Annotated in this window: 23 protein-coding genes; 7 read left to right on the forward strand and 16 right to left on the reverse strand. The window is 32.4% G+C overall.

All coding sequences use genetic code 11. From position 1 onward, the window contains the following. The first annotated feature begins 108 nt into the window (after positions 1-108). Genes speD through speB form a run of 3 tightly spaced genes read left to right on the forward strand, consistent with a single transcriptional unit; the run spans position 109 to position 2659 of the window. On the forward strand, positions 109-942 hold the full coding sequence (gene speD, locus QTL86_RS10510; protein ID WP_013656410.1) for an adenosylmethionine decarboxylase: 834 nt from the start codon (positions 109-111) through the stop codon (positions 940-942). A gap of 9 nt (positions 943-951) precedes the next feature. After that, positions 952-1809, forward strand: a complete 858-nt coding sequence (gene speE, locus QTL86_RS10515) for a polyamine aminopropyltransferase (RefSeq protein ID WP_127066085.1) — start codon at positions 952-954, stop codon at positions 1807-1809. Next, entirely contained in the window at positions 1802-2659 is an 858-nt protein-coding gene (gene speB, locus QTL86_RS10520; protein WP_127066084.1) for an agmatinase, read from the forward strand. Before speE ends, speB begins: the two co-directional genes overlap by 8 nt. Positions 2660-2774: 115 nt before the next feature. Here speB and QTL86_RS10525 read toward each other — a convergent pair whose 3' ends face one another. Next, complete coding sequence (locus QTL86_RS10525) at positions 2775-3665, reverse strand: S-layer homology domain-containing protein (protein WP_127066083.1); 891 nt, start codon at positions 3663-3665, stop codon at positions 2775-2777. An 87-nt stretch (positions 3666-3752) separates the two neighbouring features. Next, positions 3753-4448 (reverse strand): MgtC/SapB family protein, encoded by a 696-nt coding sequence (locus tag QTL86_RS10530; protein WP_127066082.1) that lies wholly within the window; start codon positions 4446-4448, stop codon positions 3753-3755. A 189-nt stretch (positions 4449-4637) separates the two neighbouring features. Between QTL86_RS10530 and QTL86_RS10535 the strand changes: the two genes are divergently transcribed. The 3 genes from QTL86_RS10535 (at position 4638) to QTL86_RS10545 (ending at position 6742) form a co-directional block, all read left to right on the forward strand. Then, complete coding sequence (locus tag QTL86_RS10535; protein ID WP_013656405.1) at positions 4638-4976, forward strand: hypothetical protein; 339 nt, start codon at positions 4638-4640, stop codon at positions 4974-4976. Positions 4977-5039: 63 nt separating this feature from the next. Beyond that, complete coding sequence (locus tag QTL86_RS10540) at positions 5040-6452, forward strand: DEAD/DEAH box helicase (protein ID WP_410497152.1); 1413 nt, start codon at positions 5040-5042, stop codon at positions 6450-6452. Positions 6453-6478: 26 nt separating this feature from the next. Beyond that, on the forward strand, positions 6479-6742 hold the full coding sequence (locus QTL86_RS10545) for a hypothetical protein (protein WP_127066080.1): 264 nt from the start codon (positions 6479-6481) through the stop codon (positions 6740-6742). A 185-nt stretch (positions 6743-6927) separates the two neighbouring features. Here the strand turns inward: QTL86_RS10545 and QTL86_RS10550 are convergent, their stop codons facing one another. The 3 genes from QTL86_RS10550 to QTL86_RS10560 all read right to left on the reverse strand — a co-directional run bounded on the left by QTL86_RS10550 (position 6928) and on the right by QTL86_RS10560 (position 11278). Continuing rightward, positions 6928-7350: a DUF3783 domain-containing protein gene (locus QTL86_RS10550; RefSeq protein WP_190283553.1), complete on the reverse strand. Its 423-nt coding sequence runs from the start codon at positions 7348-7350 to the stop codon at positions 6928-6930. A 75-nt stretch (positions 7351-7425) separates the two neighbouring features. After that, positions 7426-9528 (reverse strand): diguanylate cyclase, encoded by a 2103-nt coding sequence (locus tag QTL86_RS10555; RefSeq protein WP_410497153.1) that lies wholly within the window; start codon positions 9526-9528, stop codon positions 7426-7428. 631 nt (positions 9529-10159) lie between these two features. After that, a complete protein-coding gene (locus QTL86_RS10560) occupies positions 10160-11278 on the reverse strand; it encodes a glycoside hydrolase family 105 protein (protein ID WP_127066077.1) in 1119 nt (372 codons plus the stop codon). A gap of 371 nt (positions 11279-11649) precedes the next feature. Between QTL86_RS10560 and QTL86_RS10565 the strand changes: the two genes are divergently transcribed. Continuing rightward, complete coding sequence (locus tag QTL86_RS10565; protein ID WP_410497154.1) at positions 11650-12807, forward strand: AI-2E family transporter; 1158 nt, start codon at positions 11650-11652, stop codon at positions 12805-12807. A gap of 87 nt (positions 12808-12894) precedes the next feature. Here QTL86_RS10565 and QTL86_RS10570 read toward each other — a convergent pair whose 3' ends face one another. The 11 genes from QTL86_RS10570 to QTL86_RS10620 form a co-directional block, all read right to left on the reverse strand. Beyond that, positions 12895-13065 carry a hypothetical protein gene (locus tag QTL86_RS10570; protein WP_190283550.1) on the reverse strand — a complete coding sequence of 57 codons (171 nt, stop codon included), beginning with the start codon at positions 13063-13065 and terminating at the stop codon, positions 12895-12897. 80 nt (positions 13066-13145) lie between these two features. Continuing rightward, on the reverse strand, positions 13146-14477 hold the full coding sequence (locus QTL86_RS10575; RefSeq protein WP_410497155.1) for a M48 family metallopeptidase: 1332 nt from the start codon (positions 14475-14477) through the stop codon (positions 13146-13148). A 13-nt stretch (positions 14478-14490) separates the two neighbouring features. Next, the gene (locus QTL86_RS10580; protein ID WP_410497156.1) at positions 14491-14715 is read right to left on the reverse strand and encodes a hypothetical protein; all 225 of its coding nucleotides are present in this window, start codon (positions 14713-14715) and stop codon (positions 14491-14493) included. A 333-nt stretch (positions 14716-15048) separates the two neighbouring features. Beyond that, positions 15049-17658, reverse strand: a complete 2610-nt coding sequence (locus QTL86_RS10585) for a DEAD/DEAH box helicase family protein (RefSeq protein ID WP_410497157.1) — start codon at positions 17656-17658, stop codon at positions 15049-15051. Between the two features lie 61 nt (positions 17659-17719). Next, the gene (locus QTL86_RS10590) at positions 17720-19429 is read right to left on the reverse strand and encodes a hypothetical protein (RefSeq protein WP_410497158.1); all 1710 of its coding nucleotides are present in this window, start codon (positions 19427-19429) and stop codon (positions 17720-17722) included. Positions 19430-19497: 68 nt separating this feature from the next. Further along, positions 19498-20613, reverse strand: coding sequence for a dsDNA nuclease domain-containing protein (locus QTL86_RS10595; RefSeq protein WP_410497307.1), 1116 nt, complete (start codon positions 20611-20613; stop codon positions 19498-19500). 203 nt (positions 20614-20816) lie between these two features. Continuing rightward, positions 20817-20957, reverse strand: a complete 141-nt coding sequence (locus tag QTL86_RS10600; RefSeq protein WP_410497159.1) for a hypothetical protein — start codon at positions 20955-20957, stop codon at positions 20817-20819. 20 nt (positions 20958-20977) lie between these two features. After that, positions 20978-21259: a hypothetical protein gene (locus QTL86_RS10605; protein WP_410497160.1), complete on the reverse strand. Its 282-nt coding sequence runs from the start codon at positions 21257-21259 to the stop codon at positions 20978-20980. Between the two features lie 2 nt (positions 21260-21261). Next, positions 21262-21627 carry a hypothetical protein gene (locus tag QTL86_RS10610; RefSeq protein ID WP_410497161.1) on the reverse strand — a complete coding sequence of 122 codons (366 nt, stop codon included), beginning with the start codon at positions 21625-21627 and terminating at the stop codon, positions 21262-21264. A 126-nt stretch (positions 21628-21753) separates the two neighbouring features. Beyond that, positions 21754-22410 carry a PHP domain-containing protein gene (locus tag QTL86_RS10615; protein WP_410497162.1) on the reverse strand — a complete coding sequence of 219 codons (657 nt, stop codon included), beginning with the start codon at positions 22408-22410 and terminating at the stop codon, positions 21754-21756. A gap of 35 nt (positions 22411-22445) precedes the next feature. Beyond that, complete coding sequence (locus tag QTL86_RS10620; RefSeq protein ID WP_410497163.1) at positions 22446-23495, reverse strand: TnsD family Tn7-like transposition protein; 1050 nt, start codon at positions 23493-23495, stop codon at positions 22446-22448. Positions 23496-23684: the final 189 nt, after the last annotated feature.

Raw genomic sequence — 23684 nt, forward strand, 5'->3', positions numbered from 1 at the left:
TTACTAAACTTTAAATTTTGTATTACACTATTTTTTGTTGAATTTATTAATTTTTTATCTTATAATTACCTTACTATTTACTATGTAAAGGAGCCGATTTGGAATAAGATGAATAATACAGACTCTAACGCATTAAAGCTACATGGCTTTAATAATTTAACCAAAACTCTTAGCTTTAATATGTATGATATTTGTTACACTAAAACTGCTGAAGATCGTAAGGCCTATATTGAGTATATTGATGAGCAATATAATGCAGAGCGATTAACTCAAATTCTAACTACAGTTACAGAAATGATTGGTGCTAATATACTAAACATTGCCAAACAAGATTATGATCCTCAAGGAGCTAGTGTGACTATTCTTATTTCTGAAGGTGCCGTTCCTGAAATTCGCCATGATGAAGCTAAGTCAGCTTCTCCAGGACCAATTCCTGAAATCATATTAGGCCACTTAGATAAAAGTCACATTACGGTACATACTTATCCTGAATATCATCCTTATGAAGGTATTAGTACCTTTAGAGCAGATATAGATGTAGCTACTTGTGGAGAAATTTCTCCTCTTAAAGCGCTTAATTATCTTATTCACTGCTTTGATGCTGATGTGATGACGTTAGATTATAAAGTACGTGGCTTTGCTAGAGATATTGCCGGTAATAAACTTTTTATAGATCATCCTATTGATTCTATTCAAAACTTTATCCCTGAACATATTCGCATGATGTATAACATGATTGATGTTAATGTTTATCAAGAAAATATTTTCCATACTAAATGCCGCTTAAAACAGTTCGACCTAGACAACTATTTATTTGGGTATACTCAAGAAGAACTACATAAAGGTGAAGCAAAAATAATTGCTAAAAAAGTAAAAAAAGAAATGGATGAAATTTTCTATGGTACTGTTGTACGTGAAGCTATGTTTAATTTAGAGGATTAGGAGGCTCTTATGCAGGATTTATGGTATAGCGAAAAATATGAGGAAGATGTGAAATTCTCAGTGAAGGTCACCCAGCACCTCTATTCTGAAAAAACCCCTTTTCAACAAATTGACTTCTTTGATAGTAAAACCTTTGGACGCTTTTTCACCTTAGATGGCTTTATGATGGTTACAGAAAAAGATGAGTTTATTTATCACGAAATGATTACTCATGTAGCTATGGCTGTTAATCCAGAAGTAAAGCGTGTACTTATTATTGGTGGAGGCGATGGTGGTACAGCTAGGGAAATTTTACGATATAAAACAATTAAAAAAGTGGATTTGGTTGAAATTGATGAACGCGTGGTAAGGCTTTGTCAACAATACTTACCTCTAACAGCTGCGCCTTTTGATCATGATAATAGACTTATTCTTCACTTTCAAGATGGATTAGATTTTGTTCAAACTGCTAAAAATAATAGCTATGACTTAATCTTAGTAGATTCTACAGATCCTATTGGTCCTGGTGAAGGACTATTTACTTATGATTTTTATCATCATTGTGAACGTCTATTAAGTAATGTAGGTATTTTAATTAATCAACATGAAAGCCCTTATTATGAAAGTGATGCCTACGAAATGAAGCGTTCTCACGCTAAGATCAAAGCTAGCTTTCCTATCGCAAAAGTCTATCAATTTCATATGCCTACCTATCCTTCAGGTCATTGGCTCTTTGGCTTTGCTTCTAAGAAATATGATCCTATAAAAGATTTAAAAAGTGATAAATGGGAATCTCTTGGGCTTTATACCAAATACTATAATACAAAATTGCACCAAGGAGCTTTTATGCTCCCTACCTATGTAAAGGAAGGACTTGAAAATGTTTAATACTTATACAAATCAACAATTTATTGGCTGTGATAAGCCTTTTGAAGAAGGAAAGGTGGTTTTATTTGGTGCACCTTTTGATGGTACTACTAGCTATAGACCTGGTACACGCTTTGCACCTACCGCTATTAGACCGGATTCTTACGGCCTTGAAACCTATTCTCCCTATTTAGATTTAGATTTAGAAGACTTCTTAATTAGTGATATAGGAGATGTGGATGTACCTTTTGGTAATCCCCCTAAAGCTCTAGCAGCTATCAAAGCTGTGGCAGCAGAAATCGTTTCACATGGTAAAAAACCCCTTATGATTGGTGGCGAACATTTAGTCAGCTTACCTGTTATTGAAACTCTTGCACATCATTATCCTGATTTACATATTATTCATTTAGATGCACATACAGATTTAAGAGATGATTATTTAGGAGAAAAACTTTCCCATGCTACTGTTTTAAGACGTGCGTGGGATATTTTAGGGGATCATCGTATTTTTCAGTTCGGTATTCGTTCTGGTATGAAACAAGAATTCGAATGGGCTAAAACACATACTTATTTGCATCCTTTTGATACTGTCACTTTAAAAGAAACGATGCAAAGCTTAAAAGGAAAGCCTATCTACTTTACCCTAGACTTAGATGTATTAGACCCTTCTATTTTTTCTGGAACAGGTACACCAGAACCAGGTGGAATCACTATGAAAGAACTTTTAGAAGTCTTTATTATCCTTAAAGAAGCATACCTTATTGGTGCCGATGTAGTAGAACTAGCACCTCATTATGATGCAAGTGGTGTTTCTACTGCTGTAGCTTGCAAAGTAATTAGAGAAATTGCTTTACTTTTAGCTAACTGTTAATCAATTTGAATATAAAAATAATAAACAGGATGTCAACACATCCTGTTTATTATTTTTATATTTATAGAGATATCCCTATAGTACTCATTATAAGCCTATTAAATATGACTAACTATTAATGACTTCTAGGTGTTGCTCTCTGTTGTGTAGCACAGAGAATATCTTTATAGTACGGTGTTGATGGTGTTACGTCTGAAAAGCCACTCGTTTTATTTTTAGTATCACACTCAATATCAAATAGTTTATTAAGAAGTACAACTGCTTGTGTCCGTGTTAAATCTCCTGTTCCTGCTGGTACATCTACATTGGTTGTTTTCAAATACGCAGCTAAACGTGGCATAATCTCCCTTGCTTCTGTTAAGGTTACAGGTTCTGTTGGTCTAAAGGTTCCATCTGCATATGGCTTCATCAAGCCTAGTTTAGTTACATAATTAATCCCATCTGTACTAAATTTAAGTTCAGGCACATCTTTAAACTGATTTTGCTGAGCTGGAATATCATTTTTAGTTAATAGTCTAGCAATCATTGTGGCAAGCTCTGCTCTTGTCACGGCTTGATCTGGCCTAAACGTCTCATCTGGATAACCACTGATATAAGGAAAATTAATGGCAGTTTGCGTACTTTCATCTATTGGCGGCTTACAGAAGGTCACACAGATTTTAGTACTTTTGGTACATCCATTTTCAGTATACTTGATAACTACGGTTTTACTTCCCTTTTGCGGCTTAATAGTAGCAAAGTTAGTCATAAAATCTTTAATCAATTTAGGCTCAGCTATATCCTTATAGTACGCCTTAACTTCAAGCATATCTTTAAAGTCCTTCTCGCTAGTGCCTACAGGCACTTGAATTGCTTTTGGTGAAACTACTATACGCTTAAGTATTGGTGCATTCACTGTAGCTACCTGCCCCTTACTTACCTTTGTCGTTCCACCATAAATTAAAGTTGGAATCAAAATCAAGCATATAACGAATAATGCAATGAGATTCTTAGGTTTTTGTTCCATAGTAAGGCTCCTTTTGTTGCATTAAAATAATGTTTCTTTTAGAGCCTAGTATGGCAAATTCTTTAGTAAATTATTCATCTTTTTCTACTAACTAATTTCTTGAATCGCACGAATGCCATCTAAATGATGAAGTTCAAAAATATATTGAGTATGATCACAATTATCACATAATACTAAAGTCATCATAGCACCTACAATCTGATCTCCATCTTGCTTAATGCGCTGTATTTCCAAATCAGAAACCTTAGTTCCTTGAGCTTTTACATATTCTATAAAATGACTTAATGCACTCATATTATCTAACTCTAAATAGATCTCCATCACTTTTGAATGCATTTGAACATATTCATCTAAACGATGAAGTCCAATCATAACACCATATAAAAAAATACAACTAATAATTGCACCTTCATAAAAACCTACGCCAATAGCAAGCCCCATACATGCGCAGGCCCACAGACCTGCTGCAGTTGTAAGTCCCTTTACTTGATTACGCCCTATTACAATAATAGTCCCTGCTCCCAAGAAACCAATCCCACTAATAACCTGAGCACCTAATCTTGTAGCATCTGTTTGTATTTTTAACACATCTACCATGTATTGACTAGTAAGCATCACTAATGTGGCGCCTATACACACTAATATATGTGTTCTAAAACCCGCTGGCCTTTTCTTTGTACCTCTTTCGATTCCAATGATTCCAGAAAATAAAGTAGCTAGTAGTAATCTAAAAATAATCGATACTGTATTTACTTCTCTTAAATATTCCATTACTTGATGCATGTCTCTTCTCCCCCTCAACAAGGCTGCTTTATGTTTTTAATACTATTTTAGCATAATGCAATGAATTTGTTCGAAAAATATCATCAGTCATAGCATCCTTAACACTTAAGTGCTATTCCATACTGATTCTAAAAGGTCTATAATTAATCTTATAGAATAAATTGATGTCCATTGATAGGAGGTAAAACCATGTATACTTATTTAAAAAAACATGAGGCTTTTATGATTGAAGCTTTAAAAGACCCTTCTGCAAACTTAAACTGGCTCTCTACTTATCATCAAACTCAAATCTTATTTATACAACATGAACGTCTTATTCACCTGCTTATTACCTTATTTTTTGCTTTCTTATTTTTATGTAGTTGTATTGCCACTTTTTGCGCACCTATGCCGCTGTTGTTTTTACTTGACCTCATTTTACTTATTACTCTCCTATTTTACATTCGTCATTACTATCGCCTTGAAAACGGCCTTGAACGTTGGTATAAAATTTATACTGAACTTGAAAATCTCAAATCACCTCACTAGCCTAGTATTTACATATGGTGTATACTATTATAGACCTAAATACCGTATGCAAAGGAGATTACTATGACACATACTTTTAGTGCATTGAAAATAAATCATTCTCTCATTGAAGGGCTAAAACACCAAGGTATTACTTCACCTATGCCTATTCAAGAGCTTACTTTACCAGCTTTTCTAGAAGGCCACGATGTCATCATCGAGTCACATACCGGAAGCGGTAAAACTTTAGCATTTGTCCTCCCTCTTTTTGAAAAAATTGATTTGACAAAACGCGAAATGCAAGCCATTATTTTAGCTCCTACCCATGAGCTTGTTATGCAGATTCATGAACAAATCACTGTACTTGCCAAAAATAGTAGCTTAAATATTCAATCTTGTCCAATCATAGGGGAGGTCAATATAGACCACCAAATCAAAAAACTTCGTGATAAGCCTCAAATTATTGTCGGAACTGCTGGTCGTATTCTAGATTTAATGACTAAGAAAAAAATCACTGCCTCTACTATCCAAACCGTGATTTTAGATGAAGCAGACCATTTACTTGATCAAAACCAAGCTAATACTATTAAAAAAATGCTTTATCTTTTGCCTAAAGACCGTCAAATCTGTTTATGTTCAGCTAGTATGAGCCCTACTGCTATAGAGGCTGTTAAAACTTTTATGACTCATCCTGTTACAGTACGTACTGCAGAGCAAACTGTTCTTAACCCACGCATTAAGCATTTTTGTTTAGTAAGTGAACAACGAGAGAAATTCGATATGCTTCGTAAGCTTTTAGTCGCTACTCATACGCAGCGTGCTCTTATTTTTGTTAGTCAAAATACAGATACAACCACCTTAGTAGAAAAGCTAAAACATCATGGACATTCCGTAGCCACTATTTCTGGTAAGCTTACTAAAGAAGCTCGTAAAGCTGCTTTAACAGCCTTCAGGTCGGGTAAAGTAAAACTTCTTATTTCCTCTGATTTATCTGCCAGAGGCTTAGATGTACCAGATATTACTCATGTCATTCATTTTGATTTTCCACTAACCGCTCATGAGTATTTACATCGTGCAGGTCGTAGTGCAAGAGGCTTTAAAGAAGGTCATTCTATTTGCTTAGCTACGTCTAAAGACTTAGGTGCCATACGTATTTTTGAACGTGACTTCAATATTACAATTGTACCTATTAAACTGATTAAAGGACAAGTTAGAGATTTAAAAACAGGTGAGATTGTTGCTTCTTCTGACCCTAGCGATCAAAAACCATTTTTAGAAAAATCCGAATCAAAAAAACGTAATAAATATCCTAAAGGCTTTAATAGCGAAAAAAAGAAAAACTCTACTGCTTCTACACCAGTACCTGAAGCTAAATTTAAATCGCACAAAAAGAATACCTCTTTTAAGGAGGATGCATCACATGCTTCTCATGCAAGTACGCTAGCTGATGCACTATCTCTTATTGCACAAGATAAATTTGGTAAAAACTACGAATAATCATATCATTGACAAGGGAACTCAACATGGCTAAAAAACAACTGGATTTATCTCACATCCTAGCACCTCTAGAAAATGAATTTAAGGAAACCTTACAAGAAATTTGTGAGCCGCATTCCCAAGAAAACGCTGTATTCGATGCAGCCATAGAGGATTTTATTGCAAAATATGGTGGAAGTGGTTACCGAAACTTAGATGACCTACTTGCTACCTCTGCTTTAGAAGCTGCTAATAGCTTACAAAATGAACCAATTCCCCTAGATATCCTCTTAAAAGATTTATTGGAATAGGAAATGAAAAATAGCTGTAATAAAATAAACAGCTAATAACTTTTATAAATAAAAACCATGTATAACTAAAAACATCCTAGCTATACATGGTTTTTATGCCTATAAAGCTCTTACCGTTCAGCTACTTTACTAAGTAGTACACGCCTATGCACAATGTAGCAAAATAAACGGAGAAGTCTCTTCTTTTAATGCTCATTAAATTGATTATTCTTTACTGCATGATGCTCTTCATTTAAATGTAGCAAAAGCTCCTTTAAAGTCCATTTAATAGAAGTTTCAGTTACAACTGCTATCAATGGCCTATTCATGCGAAACTTCTTTAATCCTTCTATAAAAGCACTTATTCTTGTACTAGAGATATTATTAAAAATAATGGCTTTTTGTTTTAAACATGCGTCTGTACTAGAAGTTAACTGATTATCTAAAATAGCTTGTAAAGTGCATTCACCATGCTCCATTCCAAGTATAATTTGATCTCCTACGCCTGCCATTCTAGCCACCATTTGAATCTGTTTAAGCTCTGCTGGGGTAAAATAATACAGCATCATACAGCTTCTTTCATGAATCACTTCTTGATCACTAACTGTTTTCATTTTTTCAAAAGACATACGCATACCTTCCTTTCTTTATAAAAATACACTTACAGTTAGTATAACATTTTATTTTAATTTAGCAACTTTCTTCTAAGATTCATTCTCTCCTAAACAATAACTAATCATACGATTTCTACCTAATAATTTAGCACGATATAAAGCATGATCTGCAAATTGAATAGCATCACTAAAGTTTAAGGTATACTCATTACAGATATAAAACCCTCCACTTATAGTTACTTTAATCTTGGTATCCTTTTTAGTTTCAAAACAACTTTCACTTAAGGCTTTTTTAATTCTTTGACATACCTTAACGACTTCTTTTTCCGATAAATCATCTAATATCACTAAAAATTCTTCTCCGCCATATCGTCCTACATAATCTTGCTTTCTAACCACTTTTTTTAGGATTTCTCCTATTTTCTTTAGTACTTCATCGCCTAATTGATGACCATAGCGGTCATTTACTTGCTTAAAATAGTCTGTATCTAACATCATCACAACTGTGCTTTTATGTTGTTTATGATTTTTCTTAAATAGTATTTCTCCTTGCTTTAATAAAGCACCTCTATTTAAAAGACCGGTAAGCGAGTCATGCATTCCTAAATACTCTGCTTGATGATATAAAGTAGTATTTTGTATTGTGATAGCCAAATAAGACGCAATTACACGTAATGAATTAAGGTCATTACTATTAAATATATTGACCTTGTAGCTTCCTATTCCAACAGCCCCTATCGCCTTATCATTTATGATAAGTGGCGTAAAAAGAACTGATTGTAGTTGTAACTCCTCTGCTTCACCTATCTCTTTTATATGATATGCTTCAAAATCTCCATTACTTACTGAAATATCTATTCTTTCCTTGGTACAGTATTCTGCTAAATACTCTGTATTTCTAATAAGTTCTTTACGTTCTTTCACAATATCACCTTTATAATCAAACAAAGTATATCGAGGTACTTCTTGATCTAATATAAGAATACTGAATAAATCCATCTTAAATAATTTACTCAGCTGCTTATATATCTTATTATTGAGTACTGTTGGTTTTAAATGTTCTGTCAAAGCAACGCCTATCTGTGCAAGAACTTGCATATCTTGATAAAGTAATTTGTATTTTTCAATTTCTTTAGTCATATTAATTTGATTCAGTTTATCAAAGTATTTATGTACATTTTCATCTAATATATTCTCTTTACTTTTTTCATATTTTTTCAGATAACTGTATGCATCTTGCCACTCGTTAGTTTCTTCATAAATTTCACTTAATAGTTTATAACTTTCTTTAACATAAATCAGTGATTCATCTTGTTCTTCAATAATTTTTTTTAATTTTTGAATAGCCTCATTCATTCTTCCTTGTTTTTTATCATAGTTCGCCCATTCAAATAAACTTTGTTCTTCTATTTCTTTAAATCTAATTTTCTTAATTCTTTCTTTTATATCCTTAAAGTCCTTTTCTGCTTGTGCATATAATTCACGACTTACATTAAGTTTTGCTCTTAAACTTAAAATCTGGATCAACTCAAGTGCATACTGTTCTTCATTCTTCTTGGCTAAATCATAAGCTCTCTTACTATATTCAGCTGCTAGTTCAAATTGTTTTTGGCACAAAAAAAGTTTAAGCCAAGCAATCTCAATATAAAGCTTAGTTGTATCCATTAAAATATAGTCTATGGAAACGATATTCTGTAAAATAAATTCTGCTTTTTTGTAAGCTTTAATAGCAATATATAAATCTAAAATACTTAGTAATAATTTTACTTTAATTTCAGGCCTTGCTAAGGCTTCAGCTTTCTCAAGGCCTTGTAAACCATATTCAATAGCTAGTGCAAACTCTTCTTTTTTTGTAAAGCCTACTAACAACATATTTTGAAGTTGAATAAGTTGATGTTCCTCTACCTCATTTTTAGGCTCTTGTAGGATTTGAACGCCATCTAATAAACCCTCTATCCCCTGGCTATACTTTCCCAAAACAAAATAATATTTTGCTTGTAGCATTAATAGCTCAATATAAGCTTTTTTACTTTCTTCTTTATGAATAAGGGATATAGCGCCTTTAATAGCCTCAATATTATCCTCTATATCCCCCCCCCAACTTCTTGTCATTAATGCAATAAAACCATCTATATAAGTAGGATCCTTTTTTATATTATCAAGCTGCTCTTCTAGCTTCTTCTTGTTTATCATAACTACCTCTTCATTAGACATTATTTACTATTAGTACTATAAATATTATACTATTTTCCTATAAAAAGAAAGTTGTATTAGTAATAATTCTTTATAATTCTACAAAAACTTCAGATTAAATCAAAACAAAACGAGAGCCTTTTACAGCTCTCGTTGATTGCCTTCATTAAAATAAAGTTCACAGCTAATTATTCGCTTAAATCTTTCACCTTTATTCTCATTCCTTGTAACTTTGTAAGTTTGCTTACTTTGGGTAGCCCCCAGACTAAGTTATGGTGATGATCAATAAGTAGTTACTCAAACGATCACGGCCTAAGATGTTTCTTAGTATGGCTAGACTCTACTAGCTTAAGCTTCCTGAATTAGCATTAATAAACTATGTTTTAGCTAGGCAATATTAGGTTGTGATAACTCTCTTTAACTAGTTTGCTACTGCATTCCACTCTCCAAGGGTACCATCTCCTAACTTATATACAGTAAGATTACCTTTGAGATATCTTCTGTACAAGCTTATTATGCGCCAGTTTACTTATTTTATACCCTTAATCATTCACTTTTTTCTTAATCTCAAATCTTGTTGTCTCCTTGTTAAAAAGCTGACTTCTAGATACTAGAAATCAGCTTTTTATCATTATAATCTTAAAATTTCAGTATAAGCTAATAAAAGTGGCGCAACACCTTTAGCTTCATTTTCAACAACTGGTTCTGAAATATAGTATTCAAAAGTACCATCTCTACTGTCTGGACGACCTAATCCTGCCACAAGACAAATGCCTCCTAAGCAAAGCTCTCCATCTTTCTCATATAAATATTTATCACAAATACCTTTAAATGCCTTTTCACCATATGCTCTATAGCTCTCTGGTAAGAAGCCCATTCTTACTCCTTTAAGAATACCATATGCCATGATAGCACTACCACTCGTTTCAAGATAGTTTCCTTCTCTATTACCTTGGTCTACTACTTGATACCACATACCACTCTCATCTTGGAATTTAATTATAGCTTCCATAATATCTTTAAAGTTATTGCTTAATTGTGTATAACCTTCTGTATAGGTTGAATCCATCTTTTCTAAAGTATCTAAGAGTGCCATAACATACCAACCTAATGCACGCAACCAAAAATTTTTAGAAAGACCGGTTACTTTATCACACCATGAAGCTTCTCTTGAAGAATCATAACCATGATAATATAAGCCTGTTTTAGAATCTTTCATTATTTTTTCAACATTAGCAAACTGGTTGAAAATATCTTTATAGTTTTTCTTATTATTAAACTTTGTTTCATATTCCATATAAAAAGGTTGCCCCATATAAAGTCCATCTAACCAAACTTGATTTGGGTAGATTTTCTTGTGCCAAAAGTTACCTTCCTTTGTACGAGGCTGTATTTTAACTTGCTCATAAACTGTATCTATAGCTTTTCTGTACTTTTCTTTACCTGTTAACTCATAAAGTTCAAAAAGCACCTTTCCTGCATTAACATTATCGATGTTTAACTCGTGAATATCATAGTGATTAATCTGACCATCTTCTCTTACATGATAACTAATAAAATCATCTGCAAAAGCTAAATATTTTTCCCCTTTAGTAATGGCATACATTTCTAAAAGTGCTTTAATCATGCATCCATCTATGTAATTCCATGTTGGCTCTTTACCTTGTAATATTTTTTCAATATTCCATATAGGTCTAGCTGGTGTACTCTTATCAATGAGCTCTTCGATGTACTTTCTAAGCATATCCATAGTCGTTTCCTCGTTTCTATTTCAATTCAAAATTTTATTCATATTTATTAATTTATATTAGTATAAACATCTATTATCACTTTATTTTGTTTACACTATTATCTTTATTTTACATGAAATAAATGTATTTGTCATGGAAATAAAAATTTTTATTACTAACCAACAAAAATCAATATTTTTTTTATAAATAGTGCTAAATTGATTATTCTTTGGAAAACCCAAAACAAAGTAAAAGTTTGGTACTCCAAGGTAATTTATCTAACCTATCTACGAACAAGGCAAAAAATGAGGTGCTTAAACAATAATAAATACTTGTTTGCACCTCAAAAATACCTTAGAATAAGATAGATTACAAAATGGAGGAGGTATTTATGAATCGTTTTAAAAAACCTGTTTTTTTAGTAACTTATGGTTTAATCTTATATTTTTTCTTATTACGATTTGAAGTTTTTTCAGGAGTCATGCTCAAACTCTTAAATCTTACAAAACCTTTTATTTGGGGCTTTGCTTTAGCTTATATTCTTAATATTCCTTATACTTATTTCTTAACTAAACTGTTTAAAAGCAATAAGAGAGATCCTCGTTATAAACTAAAGAAGTCTTTGTCACTCATTGCTTCCTACTTAATTTTCTTTTTCATCATTGGCTTTATTTTCTCTATGCTTATTCCTCAATTAGGTGAAAGTATTAATATATTCATGGCTAACTCTACTGAATACTATCAGACTTTACAGAACTACTTAACTGATATTGTTACTAAACTTAAATTAGAGCCTTCTATATGGAATGAAATTCAAAAAGCAATTATGTCTCTCGTAGAAGTCCTTAAAGGTTTATTACCTTCTTTAATTGGTGTTGTTACTAGTACTGCTTCTGGTTTAGTCAACCTGCTGGGTACTTTATTTATCTCTGTTTACTTCTTGGCAAGTAAAGAAACTTTGATGTCTCTTGTCACACGCACCTTAGATGCTTTTGCTACCAATAAGACAAAGACTAAGTTAAAACATGTCTTAGAAGTAACTGATCAAACTTTTAGAGGCTTTATTATTGGTCAACTAACAGATGCACTTATTATTGGTATTATTACCTTTGTTTGCTCTAGCTTGTTTGGTTTTCCTTATCCTATCCTTCTTGGCTTCCTAGCTGGAGTAACTAACGTTATTCCTGTTATCGGGCCATTTATTGGAGCTGTGCCTTGTGTACTTATTATTTTAATGGTAGAACCTACTAAAGCTATTTGGTATGTCATCTTTATTACGATTCTTCAACAAATTGATGGTAATTTTATCTGTCCAAAAATAGTAGGAGACTCTACTGGCTTGGATGGTTTATGGATTTTGTTAGCTGTTATTGTTGGCGGCGGTTTCTTTGGTGTTGTAGGCTGCTTATTAGCTGTTCCACTTTGTGCCGTGGCCTTTAAACTTTATGAAGAATTTTTAAGTCATCGTCTAACAACTAAAAATGCTTCCTCTAGTGATTCTGCACCTAACCCACAATCCACTTCTCCACGTTCAAGAAGATCACATTAAAACGCTCATCTTTTATATACAACTAAAAAGGTAGGTTTCCTATTGGGCAACCTACCTTTTAGCTTTATGTATTATTCTATTTTTTACTTATGAATCTATTTCCCTACCACATTCTTCACAGGTATTTGCTGCTTCATTACATTTTTGACACTTATCATTGTTATAAAGTGGTACATATGTCTCTTCCCCACACTGCTTACAACGAATAAGGACTTGCTTTCTTACTTTCCCTTTTTCTTTACAACGCTTACAAAACATATTCTCACTCGCCTTCTGTCTTTACAAGATTAGTCTTTTTACTTTATTTTATAAATAAATCGTTCTGATTTCAACTATTCCTATCTTACTTTTGTTAAACAAATCTTTCTACTTATAATCTGATCATATTCACCTTGCTTATACCATTCATGTAGTTCTTTAGCTCTTAGTACTGTCCAAGGATGTGTCTGATACAAAGAGCTTAATACCTTAACCACTTTATTATAAGCCTCTGAATCTAAGTTCTCAAATTGCTCCATTTGCTTTAAGAAATCCATTTCATTCATATGCCCATAAAATTGTGGTGGGTAACCTGCACATTTCATTAACGCCTTAATAGCTGCTTTGTGGCTTTGACAAACCAGTAGTCCTGCTCTATCTGCCGTAAGTTCTGACTTTCTATACCAATTATATAAAGAAATTTGAATTCCTGCTCCAATGATACTGCCAAACCCTAATGTCATTTGAGCTGCTATTTCAGCTAAATATGGCAATGCTTGTCCCATCATATGATACATTAAATGCTGACTCTTAATATGCCCTATCTCATGCCCTATGATAAACAGTAATTCATCATAATCTAGTAGACTTAAACATCCAGCATTTAATATAATGATAGGATTTTCAATACCAGTTGTACAACCATTGATTTGAAACCCTTGTTGCACATAAACATCTGGCATCTTATTAAGATTTAATATGCGACAAGCTGTTTTAACAGCTTCATAAATATAAGGCATATTAGTTGGTGTTACTATAATATTACTGCCTGTATACTGAACCTTAATAAATCGTTCTATATCATACTCTACAAACAATTTAAGGGGTGCCTCTAGCATCTTATTACCACGTAATACTTCTAATAAACGATGATCTTCTGGATGTTCATATTCCATAGCGTCAAGATTTGTCAAAATGATTCTTTGTGTAATTCTCCCTGCTTCCCTTTCATCTATATCCGTACTATAAACTTCAACTAATAGCTGCTCTATAAGCTTAGTAATAAACTCTTCTATGTATTCTTCTGGCTCCACAATACATTGCACAGACGTATATTGCTTTTCTTTACATCTATTTTTAATGTAATTTACCCTTTCTTCGCTCCATTCTTTTTCTATGGTTTTCATATCAGCTTTTTCAAGTTGTAACAGCCTCCCCCATTTTTCAGCGAACTTCACTATACCCATACTGCCCTTTAAGCACTGATATAAATATCCATAATTATATATCATCAATTTTTGAGCCTTTGAAAGTTGATGACAGAGCAATTCTAACTGATATTTTCCCTCTGTGACTGTTCCAAAAGATAAATTTTTAAAAGACTCCTGTTTACTTACAAGTTCTAAAACTTGTTTTCTATCTTCCTCATTTACTATTTGATAAATAATACATAATAAGCTATACTGATTCATCTTTTCTCCCCTTCTACCATACCCATGGTCCAAATCCGGAAATAAGAGGAGTAACTTTTTCTTTTTCTGGTATAGGTGCTTCTATTAATGAGCTCACTCGAAAACTTTCTTCATTATTAAAAAGGTTAACATTCATTTGCTCTGTGATACCAACTTGAAAAAGCTGTTGTTGCTTTTTCTTTTCCTTGGCTAAGGCTATCTTATTATCAATTTCTATTAGCTGTGTAAAAATGTTCATTTATATCCCAACCTTTTTGATAAAATATATTTTATATTAAGACTATTATACCATCTTATTAAACTACATATATACTTATTTTATCAAGATAGCCTTCCACTGTACTCTGGATATAAGTCGTGGTATTGTATCCACTTACAAACCTTGAAAATACGTCAGATAATTTTTCATCTAAAAGCAAAAGTCGTGGCATTTGACCCCGACTTTTACTTTTTATTATGCTCTTTTTAGAAATAACTCCTGGTTTTCCAAAATTTAGGTTTTGGAAACAAGTCGTGGTATTTAAACTATTAACTGTTTCAAAAAGATCTTCTGTTTTTGTAGTTTATTCTCTTATTTATCGTTTTCTAATTCATTTAACCTTCTTAATTCTATAAAATCTACGAACGCTTTTGGGGTTAATCCATACAGTCTAAATTCTTCATTAACCTTTTCTCTCCAAATTAAATCACCACTCCCGTTAAATACTGTATGTAAGCTTTTTAATATACTTATTAAACTTTCAGCCCACTTTACTAAAGCACCTCTATTTACATAATATAAGTCATCGCAATAAACAACTCCTTCTTTAGTGATTACATTACTATTCGTTACAAATAATGATATAATCCTAGCATCTTCATCTAGATTTAATTCCCTAAATTTACTTCGTACCCATTGCTTATGACTGGCTCCTTGTCTTATATGTTTAACTGGAATAGGTTTGGTAGTACTTTCATAAATTTTGTCTTCAGCAACTACACATAATTTATTATTAATTACCCATATCGGATCCGGTTCAGCATCCCCTTGAGGATTAGTTGAAAAATATCCCGCTAATTCCCCTAATTCCTTATGCCCTTGTTCAAATTCGTCACCATCTTCACTTTGTAATTTCCTTAAAATAGTATCAAGAGATTCGTAAAATTTCTTTCTCCCTTTTCCCCCTTGTTTAATCATCAATGTTTCAATTCTTTCATATACATCTTTCATCTCATCACTCTGATCTACTTCATTCGTTACTAAACTATTAAACCAGTTAACTCCTATTGTAGATTTTGATGCCTTAATAAATTTTTCCTTATAAGCACTTTCGTAGCTTTGATCACCTTGCATGTATATATTATAGCAACAGTATCCTGCTATATACTCCCAATAGCCCCTATATCCTTTTAACTCTGCCGACTGTAGTTGCAGTAATATATTATCTATATAACTTAACGCCTCTTTATAGTCTTCTTTCCATAAAGAATATTGAGCTTGCACCTCATATTTCGCCGACTCCATTAATTCTGCATAACTTGTATTACTCCTTTTAATAGCATCCTTACTTTCTTCTATAACATCATTTCTCATCGAAATAATTTCTTCTTCAGCACTTCCCCATTGTTCCCTATCATTTAAAAATACATTCAAAAGTTCAAGGTATTCATCTAGATTTTCATACCCTTCTGCATTCAATTGTCCAAATTCAAGTTCCGCTCGTAATTCAGCATTAAACTTCTCTATCCTTTTAGGCCCTAGTAATGAATTCATCAACTCTTCTCCAAGAATACATACAGCTGAATAATCAGTTTGCCCTCTCGTACACCTTCCTATCACTTGGGTAATTCTCGTTTTAATCCTCTCTTCAAATAAAACATTTGCTGCCATTTTGCTAATAAGGAATTTTTCTTGGATATGCGTTGCTGTAGGTAAGTCAAACAATATAAGCATTCTACATTCATCATCTGGAAAATCTATTCCGTCAAATCTACTTGCCATTACCGCAAAAGCATTTTCTGTAGAAACAAATCCTTCCTTTGACACCTCAATATCCTTGCTATTAAATGTTGTAACTTTAGTACTCTTATTTAGGAACTCTAGTACAATATTTTGTGTTTTAGTGTCATTGACTATTACCAACCCCCTATTAACCATGGTTGTAATTTTTTTTAGAATTTCTCCTGTCATATCCCGATCAAAAGAAGCATACGGAAACATAAAAAACCTTCTACCAATAGTTTTATTCTTCCAATCTTTTACCATAGGTAATCTATATATGCTTTTTATTCCAAATGCTCTTTCTAACTCTCCACTCATCCCTGGTGTTGCTGACATATATATTCTTTGCTTTGCATTTACAAACACATTATGCGTTAACGTTGGAGATATATATGGGCGGATAATTATTTCATTACGACTTACATATATATTACATGAATGTAAATTATTTCTTATATTGCTCCAACTATATTTTTGTCTGGAACCCTCCATCTGCATATCTAGTAAGTTTATAATATCTGTATGTTTTGATATTAGTTTACATGCATGAACCATATCACACCAGCTTAAATCACTCTGAATAGCGTCTACTTTGTTCATAATATTATATTGATTTTCACTTAGACAAGTTTTAATAGTTTCTAATAAGGAAAAGTACATTTTTTCTTCTTTTTCTCTATCAATAGTTACTGTCCAATTAGATGCAATATAGTTTTCTCCTGAATGAGCATCATCAAAAATGATAATATCCACATCTTTAAAAAAGGAATTTGTATTAAACAAACTACTATAATTAGTTACTGCAATTGTCTGAGCTGTTTCATACTCATATTTATCTTGTGCAGGATATCCCTTTATTGGTCCTGTAAATGGTGTTGCTTTAATCCCATACTTCTTTTTGGTATAATAAGCAGTCTGATTCACTAATTGGTTAGTAGGACAAACATATACTATCCTTTCCTTATTTTTTCGTCTTCTAAACTCTCCTATCAGCATTCCTATTAAAGTTTTCCCTGTTCCTGTAGGTAACTCTAATGCTAGATCCTTTTTCCCTTGTGCTTCCTTCATATAGATCTCAATCATTTTAGATTGATAATCGTGCACCCCATCTATTTCCCTGTTTTTGTAGTCATCATACATTTCTTGTGGGCTATTAAAATTAATATTTTCTCTTTTTCTACCTTTAAATAAAGTTGACATCAGGCTCTCCTATGTACTATTTTATTTTAATATTTACTAATATCTATCTATGAAAATCAAATCAAAAATGCTGAATTAAAGTTTGTCTGTATACCTCTAACCTATCTAAAGAATTTATATAATCGTCTTCATTTAACAACTCTTGAATTTTTATAAAATTATATGTCTTTACATTTGCATCATTTATTTGATGTTTAGTTGTAGCTACGATAATTTGTGAATTAGCTGGGCTATTATCACTTATTGTTTGCATTATGACTTCACCTTTTTGACTTCCTTGATCTTGTTGCATCGGTGTATCTATAACCAGCGGAAAGATTGTAGCATATTGGTTCTTTTGTATAATATCAAAATAGGCATAGAATAATGCTAAAACACCCCTTGGGTTATCGCTTCCCGTACTTCTTATCTGATACGGTAAGCTTTTCCTGCTATAATGGTCTTCATCTACCACCTCAAGCTTACTTAAATATGTATTTAATGTTTTTGAGAAATCTTGTTTTATTTCTCCTCCCTCTCTCGTTATTTTACTTCTCTTCGCCTTATTCTCAACAAGTTCCTGTTCTATATCATTTAATCTATTTTTTAGTACATCCAACTCTATTCCAAGATCCTCTATAATCTTCTTAACTCCTAGTGATTCAATAATACTGTCCAAAGATATGTTACCTCTGCGTTGTTCAACTATATAGTTAATATTGTTAACCTCATTATTTAACTGATTTACTGCCTGAATATATTTTTTCTTTTGTCGTTCCATCTTCTCTAGTTCTAATTTCCCATTTAAAATTATATCCTCACACTCTCCCTTATCCCTATACAAATTATATTTGGCTTCCATATCATTAGTATGCTCTGTTCCACATATAGGGCATATAACAACAACCTCAGTTTGTTTTTCTAAAAAATTTATATCCTGCTCTAAGTCTGTTAGAATATTTTTAGCATTAAATATATGCACCTTGAGATTTACTATTTCCCTATTAATATTTTTTATATATTCTTTTACTTTAGTTTTTTTCTCTGCTTTCTTATTCAGTTCGTCCATAAAAACATCTAATACCTTTTGATACTCATCTATATCAGTTTCTATTTCTATTAGATTTCCATACTTCTCCAATTGCTTATCGAATATTTTTTGCACCACTTGAAGTTCTTTGTTTTTATCTACTTTCTCTTGAGCATATACTAGTTTGTCATTCAACAACTTATAGTATTCATATGAGTGCACCCCCGTATGAAAATCAATCAATTCTTTTACTGCATTCTTGTATTTTGATAATCCGCTGAAGGACTCCCATTTAGAACTCCAACCCGTGTCTTGATCTAGGTAGAATGGTAAAAACAGTCCACTAACTGGAACAGGATAACTTTTATCTGTTCCATGTATAGGTAAACAGATATTATAATTACATTTCTCGCTATAGAAAGTTATTAATTCTTGACTAGTCAAATACCTTAGTTCCCCCTGTACGTCATTAAGAATGTAATTGTCTTCTTCTCTGTATAGTGTAAAATCTTCATCTGCTATTTTGAATTCTACTAAGGTGGCAATTTTCATCTTCTCCCAGTTTGTTGGATACTTGGTAATTTCAGCTCCTAGTGCATAATATATACATTTGCAAACTAATGATTTACCTGTTCTGTTGAGTGAAATTCCATCTTCAGTATAACTGGTGAAAATGGTGAATCTTTCACCAAACTCAATTACTTTGGCTCGTTTCTGACTCCTTGATACTATTGTAAGCTTTTTTAGAAATAAATTTTTCATCTTCTTTTAACCTCAGATTTCTTATTAATTTCCTGAAACTATGTTTTTTTTCTATATATTTAATTCTATTATCCATTAAACCACCTCATTATTGTCATAGCTCGAAAGAATTCTTTTTCGAATAATGCAAAGATTTCATTTCCACTTAACTTGTTATATATTTCATTCAAAGATTCCTCTATTATCTCTCTAAAGGACTCCGCTTTAGGCATATCTATTACTTCGTCAATAACTATAATTACTTCATTCAACTTTCCTTCAAAATCATTATAATTTTCTAATGCAACCTGTTCACACCACTTCTTAATATTTCGTATTTCTAGGGCCGTATATTTTTCTCCCAATAAGGCGATATGAATTTCTCCCCATATTTTAGGAAAAGATTTGTCTGCTGTAGTTTTCTTAAGAAAGCTTTCTAGCTTGGCTCTAGATATACTATACTTTTCTATAAGTACCTCAAATTCTTCACAATTATATTTATCTTTACTATCATTTATTGTGCGTACTTGTGCCATAAGTGTAGCATATATTGCTTTATTCTCCGTGTAGGTCAATTCCCCGTATTTTGCAACTATCTCTTGTACCTTGATTAATAACTGTTCATGTGAGGTTTCTATCTGTAGATGAGCTTTTTCAAAAGCTATTTCAGTTTTACATTTTTGTTTGCACTTATCTTTTTTACATATATCACACATCTGTTCTGATAAATCTTGGAAGTCTTCCTCCTCAAGATCTTTTAAAAATATGGGGTTTAATGTATCTGAACTTTTTTCACTCTTTGAAAAATTAAAAGGTTTTGTTGAAACAAAATATATCGTTTTATTATAGTTCTGAAAGAGGTTATAGTTATAGAGTAGCTTCTGCAAAAAAGAATCTTTGATTTTGGGTGGCTTACTCTTATTATCTTTTTCTTGTTTTTTCAACACTGCAGGAGTTATAGTAAATTCACTTTTTTTAACATTGGTCTTGATTTGGAACATCTCGATATGCGTTGGATTTTTGCTACTATTAAAAATCACCACATCCTCATGGAAATCCATTACTAATGCAAATTCTTTCTTTTCTTCAAACAATGTTATTATCTTATCTAATGCCCATTCTTGCTGATAACTAAATGCACGTGAAGAAATAGTTCCTGCTACTTCCCTTGGCAGATTTTTAACAAAAAACTCCTCTAATTGCATCACCTATCCCCTCCATCTTTTTCTTTATTATTCAATTTTTTTATTTCTCTTTATTATTAAATATTTTTATTTTTCTTTATTATTAAATATTTTTATTTTTCTTTATTATATAATATTTTTAAGTTTTTTTCATCTTTTTACTTATTAAGGCACAGATAATTTTACATTATCTGTGCCTTTAATCACCTGTCTACCTTTATAACTTAATGCCATTTATTTGAATGACTTATTCGATTCAACTTAGATTCTATGATCTGGTCAATATAATCTTTGATTAGAAATTCCGCTTCTCTAACATCTTTCTCTATTTGTTTATCTGCTAAAATCCCCTCTATTGCGTGCATCAAAGATGTAACATTTATTCTCATTGCATAGCTCCCTTACTTCTTTTTGCATAATACTCATCAAAGATAAACTCTATACCATCTAAAAATCTAAACCATGTATCTAGCCCTCTAATACAGTCTTGATTCAGTTCTTGAGCCACTTCCCATTTCTGATCTTCTTCTAACGTTGTGTATTGAAGAGCAAAGTCACCCATTGCCTCAAATGTTACTTCTCTATCCAGTAAATATTTTAAGAATAGTAGCTGGATGTCGAGCCCCTTCTCTCTCAACTCTTGTAATGTTTGCTTTTCTTTATCCATGGTTACTTTTCTCCTATTCTTCCTTTTCCAATGGCTTGTTTAATCATATCTAGCTCCTGTTGACTATACTGACATTCTACTTCTGCTGGCACTTCAAAACGTTCTGACTTATTATACGCATTAAGCAATACACCGGCGAATAGATGATCATGTGACCATTGACCATCTATCTTGCACTCATAGATAAGTCCTGTACTTGTTAATTCAACTATTACATATTCAATAGGCCCTCTTTCTTCTATTAGTGCTGGACATACATAACACCGATATCTTTTATCATAATAGACCTTGTTTTTCTTGCGACCATACTTTCTATGAAAATACCTCTTTTCATAAGCATATCTTATCTTCCAATATAATCTCTTCATTGTTTATTCCTACCTGTTTTTAATATTACCGTAATAATAAGATATATCTTCTTTTACAATCTACTTACATCTAATCGTAGTGTAATAGCTCATATCAGCTCTCCTCTAGCATTATTTTTTAGCGTTCTAAGTTTCTCTCAGTCCTTCTTTATTATACAACTTACGAGCCTTCAACAAATATTCATGAGCTGCCACCATATTTGTCCACCAATCCATGTCTATACTGTGGGTATCTGATCCAACTACAACTTCTATTCCTTGATGCAATACGTCTTCTATTTGTCCATATCCCTGTAGTAAGTTGATATAAAAAGTTCCTTCAAAGTTAAAATCTAAGAATATGTTATATTGAGTCATGAACTCAATAACTTGCCCTCGAAGTTTCCCTAACTGTTCTAAATCTAAATGGGCCAATCCTATTTTACATGTAAGTTTACTTGACAGGTCTTTTAGACTTTCTAGTACCTCAGCGATATCTGATTGATACTCTAGATTTTCAATAAGTATATAGTCATACTGATTCAATTCATCAATATCAGTATGAGAAACTCTTAATAACGTCCCTATTTTTATTTCTGTTCCTATAAGCACTTTAATATCTTGGAACTTCTTTTTCAAACTTCCTAGCATCTCCCTATAGACAACCTTATCATCCACAAATTCATAATGATCCGATATACCTATCTCTTGAAGCCCATATTCTCTTGCCCTATTAATTAATGCCTCTATGGTACTATCTCCATCACTCCATTGTGTGTGATTGTGTAGGTCTTGATAAAACATCTCTTACTACCTCCTTTAATTCACTCAAAATGCTTCTACTCCACTTTCTCTTTTTCATCTGGTCCTTGCCTACTATACCTAAATCCACACTCTTTACACTCCCATGTTCCTATTACACGCCCTCCAGTCCTCCCGTTTTTAATATATACCTTTTCAATTGAACCCTGCATATATTGTCTACAAAAAGGATTTAAACATGGCCACGGTCCCTCTCCAAAAGGCTTATAATCTAGGGGGTCATATTTTACAAATTCCTCAATTGAGCCAAATAAAAATTGAATAATTATTAAATGACAGATTAACTTTAATTTCTTTTGTTGCTTTTGTGTGATACTCTTAATCCACCCTATACCTTGTTTTAGACTTGCACCCACTGTATCTAAAACCTCATGGCTAAAATATTCAATTATGTCTTTAGCCAGTAACTGTCTATCTAGCAGGGTATGCATATAATATCCTTTATAACGCAGCTTACTTTCATATTTTGCTTGAGCTTCCTCCAAATAAATCCCTTCCAAGACACCTTCATTGAAGATTTTACTAATCATCTTGCTGACTTCATGATAAAAAGAGTGATTATAAATATGCGTTTCTTTTATTTTTTTGATAAGTAGAATAACTAAACTTACATGTGATCCTGCTACAGCACCTTCTTCAAGTATTACTAAATCCAACCCATGCTTATTACACACTAGGTTTTCTGGTAACTGATGCTCTACATGCAAGTAAGGTTCTCCATATTGATGAATTTCTTCTTGATAACACTGCGGGCACACCTTTGCATATTGTGGCCACTTATAGTGGGCAAACATCTCACTATTAATATTTTTAATCATATCTTTATATTCTTCTCGCTTCATACACAATTGGAGTAGTGGCACAATAGATTGATACTGTATAATTTCTTCTAGTGGTAGCAATTGTTGCAGCGTATCATCCTGAAATGATTTTACCTTATATATCCCTATGGAAGTCATTCCAAACATTTCAATTAGATAAGGTGTTTTCGTTTTTGTATGTAGACTATACATTCTTGTTACCCATGAATAAAAAATCTCACCTGTATATGGCCTTAATACGCTCATTGCTATTCATCTCCTATTATACTGTTGTACTTAGGATAATTTTTGAATAATTTTTTATACACTCTATGAGCATGGAAAAAAAGGTAAAGTATTTTTTCTATACTTTACCTTTTTCTATGCCCACGGCTTATTTCCAGCTCCATTTATTCCCACATACTATATTCCCACGACTTATTTCCAGAAACATAT

Origin of the sequence: Cellulosilyticum sp. ST5 (assembly GCF_046529625.1) — a bacterium.
GTDB classification, from domain to species: Bacteria; Bacillota; Clostridia; order Lachnospirales; family Cellulosilyticaceae; genus Cellulosilyticum; species Cellulosilyticum lentocellum.

Coding starts and splice junctions, on each gene's coding strand:
- speD (WP_013656410.1), top strand. CDS start 109: ATGAATAATACAGACTCTAACGCATTAAAGCTACATGGCTTTAATAAT.
- speE (WP_127066085.1), top strand. CDS start 952: ATGCAGGATTTATGGTATAGCGAAAAATATGAGGAAGATGTGAAATTC.
- speB (WP_127066084.1), top strand. CDS start 1,802: ATGTTTAATACTTATACAAATCAACAATTTATTGGCTGTGATAAGCCT.
- QTL86_RS10525 (WP_127066083.1), bottom strand. CDS start 3,665: ATGGAACAAAAACCTAAGAATCTCATTGCATTATTCGTTATATGCTTG.
- QTL86_RS10530 (WP_127066082.1), bottom strand. CDS start 4,448: ATGCATCAAGTAATGGAATATTTAAGAGAAGTAAATACAGTATCGATT.
- QTL86_RS10535 (WP_013656405.1), top strand. CDS start 4,638: ATGTATACTTATTTAAAAAAACATGAGGCTTTTATGATTGAAGCTTTA.
- QTL86_RS10540 (WP_410497152.1), top strand. CDS start 5,040: ATGACACATACTTTTAGTGCATTGAAAATAAATCATTCTCTCATTGAA.
- QTL86_RS10545 (WP_127066080.1), top strand. CDS start 6,479: ATGGCTAAAAAACAACTGGATTTATCTCACATCCTAGCACCTCTAGAA.
- QTL86_RS10550 (WP_190283553.1), bottom strand. CDS start 7,350: ATGTCTTTTGAAAAAATGAAAACAGTTAGTGATCAAGAAGTGATTCAT.
- QTL86_RS10555 (WP_410497153.1), bottom strand. CDS start 9,528: ATGATAAACAAGAAGAAGCTAGAAGAGCAGCTTGATAATATAAAAAAG.
- QTL86_RS10560 (WP_127066077.1), bottom strand. CDS start 11,278: ATGGATATGCTTAGAAAGTACATCGAAGAGCTCATTGATAAGAGTACA.
- QTL86_RS10565 (WP_410497154.1), top strand. CDS start 11,650: ATGAATCGTTTTAAAAAACCTGTTTTTTTAGTAACTTATGGTTTAATC.
- QTL86_RS10570 (WP_190283550.1), bottom strand. CDS start 13,065: ATGTTTTGTAAGCGTTGTAAAGAAAAAGGGAAAGTAAGAAAGCAAGTC.
- QTL86_RS10575 (WP_410497155.1), bottom strand. CDS start 14,477: ATGAATCAGTATAGCTTATTATGTATTATTTATCAAATAGTAAATGAG.
- QTL86_RS10580 (WP_410497156.1), bottom strand. CDS start 14,715: ATGAACATTTTTACACAGCTAATAGAAATTGATAATAAGATAGCCTTA.
- QTL86_RS10585 (WP_410497157.1), bottom strand. CDS start 17,658: ATGTCAACTTTATTTAAAGGTAGAAAAAGAGAAAATATTAATTTTAAT.
- QTL86_RS10590 (WP_410497158.1), bottom strand. CDS start 19,429: ATGAAAAATTTATTTCTAAAAAAGCTTACAATAGTATCAAGGAGTCAG.
- QTL86_RS10595 (WP_410497307.1), bottom strand. CDS start 20,613: ATGCAATTAGAGGAGTTTTTTGTTAAAAATCTGCCAAGGGAAGTAGCA.
- QTL86_RS10600 (WP_410497159.1), bottom strand. CDS start 20,957: ATGCACGCAATAGAGGGGATTTTAGCAGATAAACAAATAGAGAAAGAT.
- QTL86_RS10605 (WP_410497160.1), bottom strand. CDS start 21,259: ATGGATAAAGAAAAGCAAACATTACAAGAGTTGAGAGAGAAGGGGCTC.
- QTL86_RS10610 (WP_410497161.1), bottom strand. CDS start 21,627: ATGAAGAGATTATATTGGAAGATAAGATATGCTTATGAAAAGAGGTAT.
- QTL86_RS10615 (WP_410497162.1), bottom strand. CDS start 22,410: ATGTTTTATCAAGACCTACACAATCACACACAATGGAGTGATGGAGAT.
- QTL86_RS10620 (WP_410497163.1), bottom strand. CDS start 23,495: ATGAGCGTATTAAGGCCATATACAGGTGAGATTTTTTATTCATGGGTA.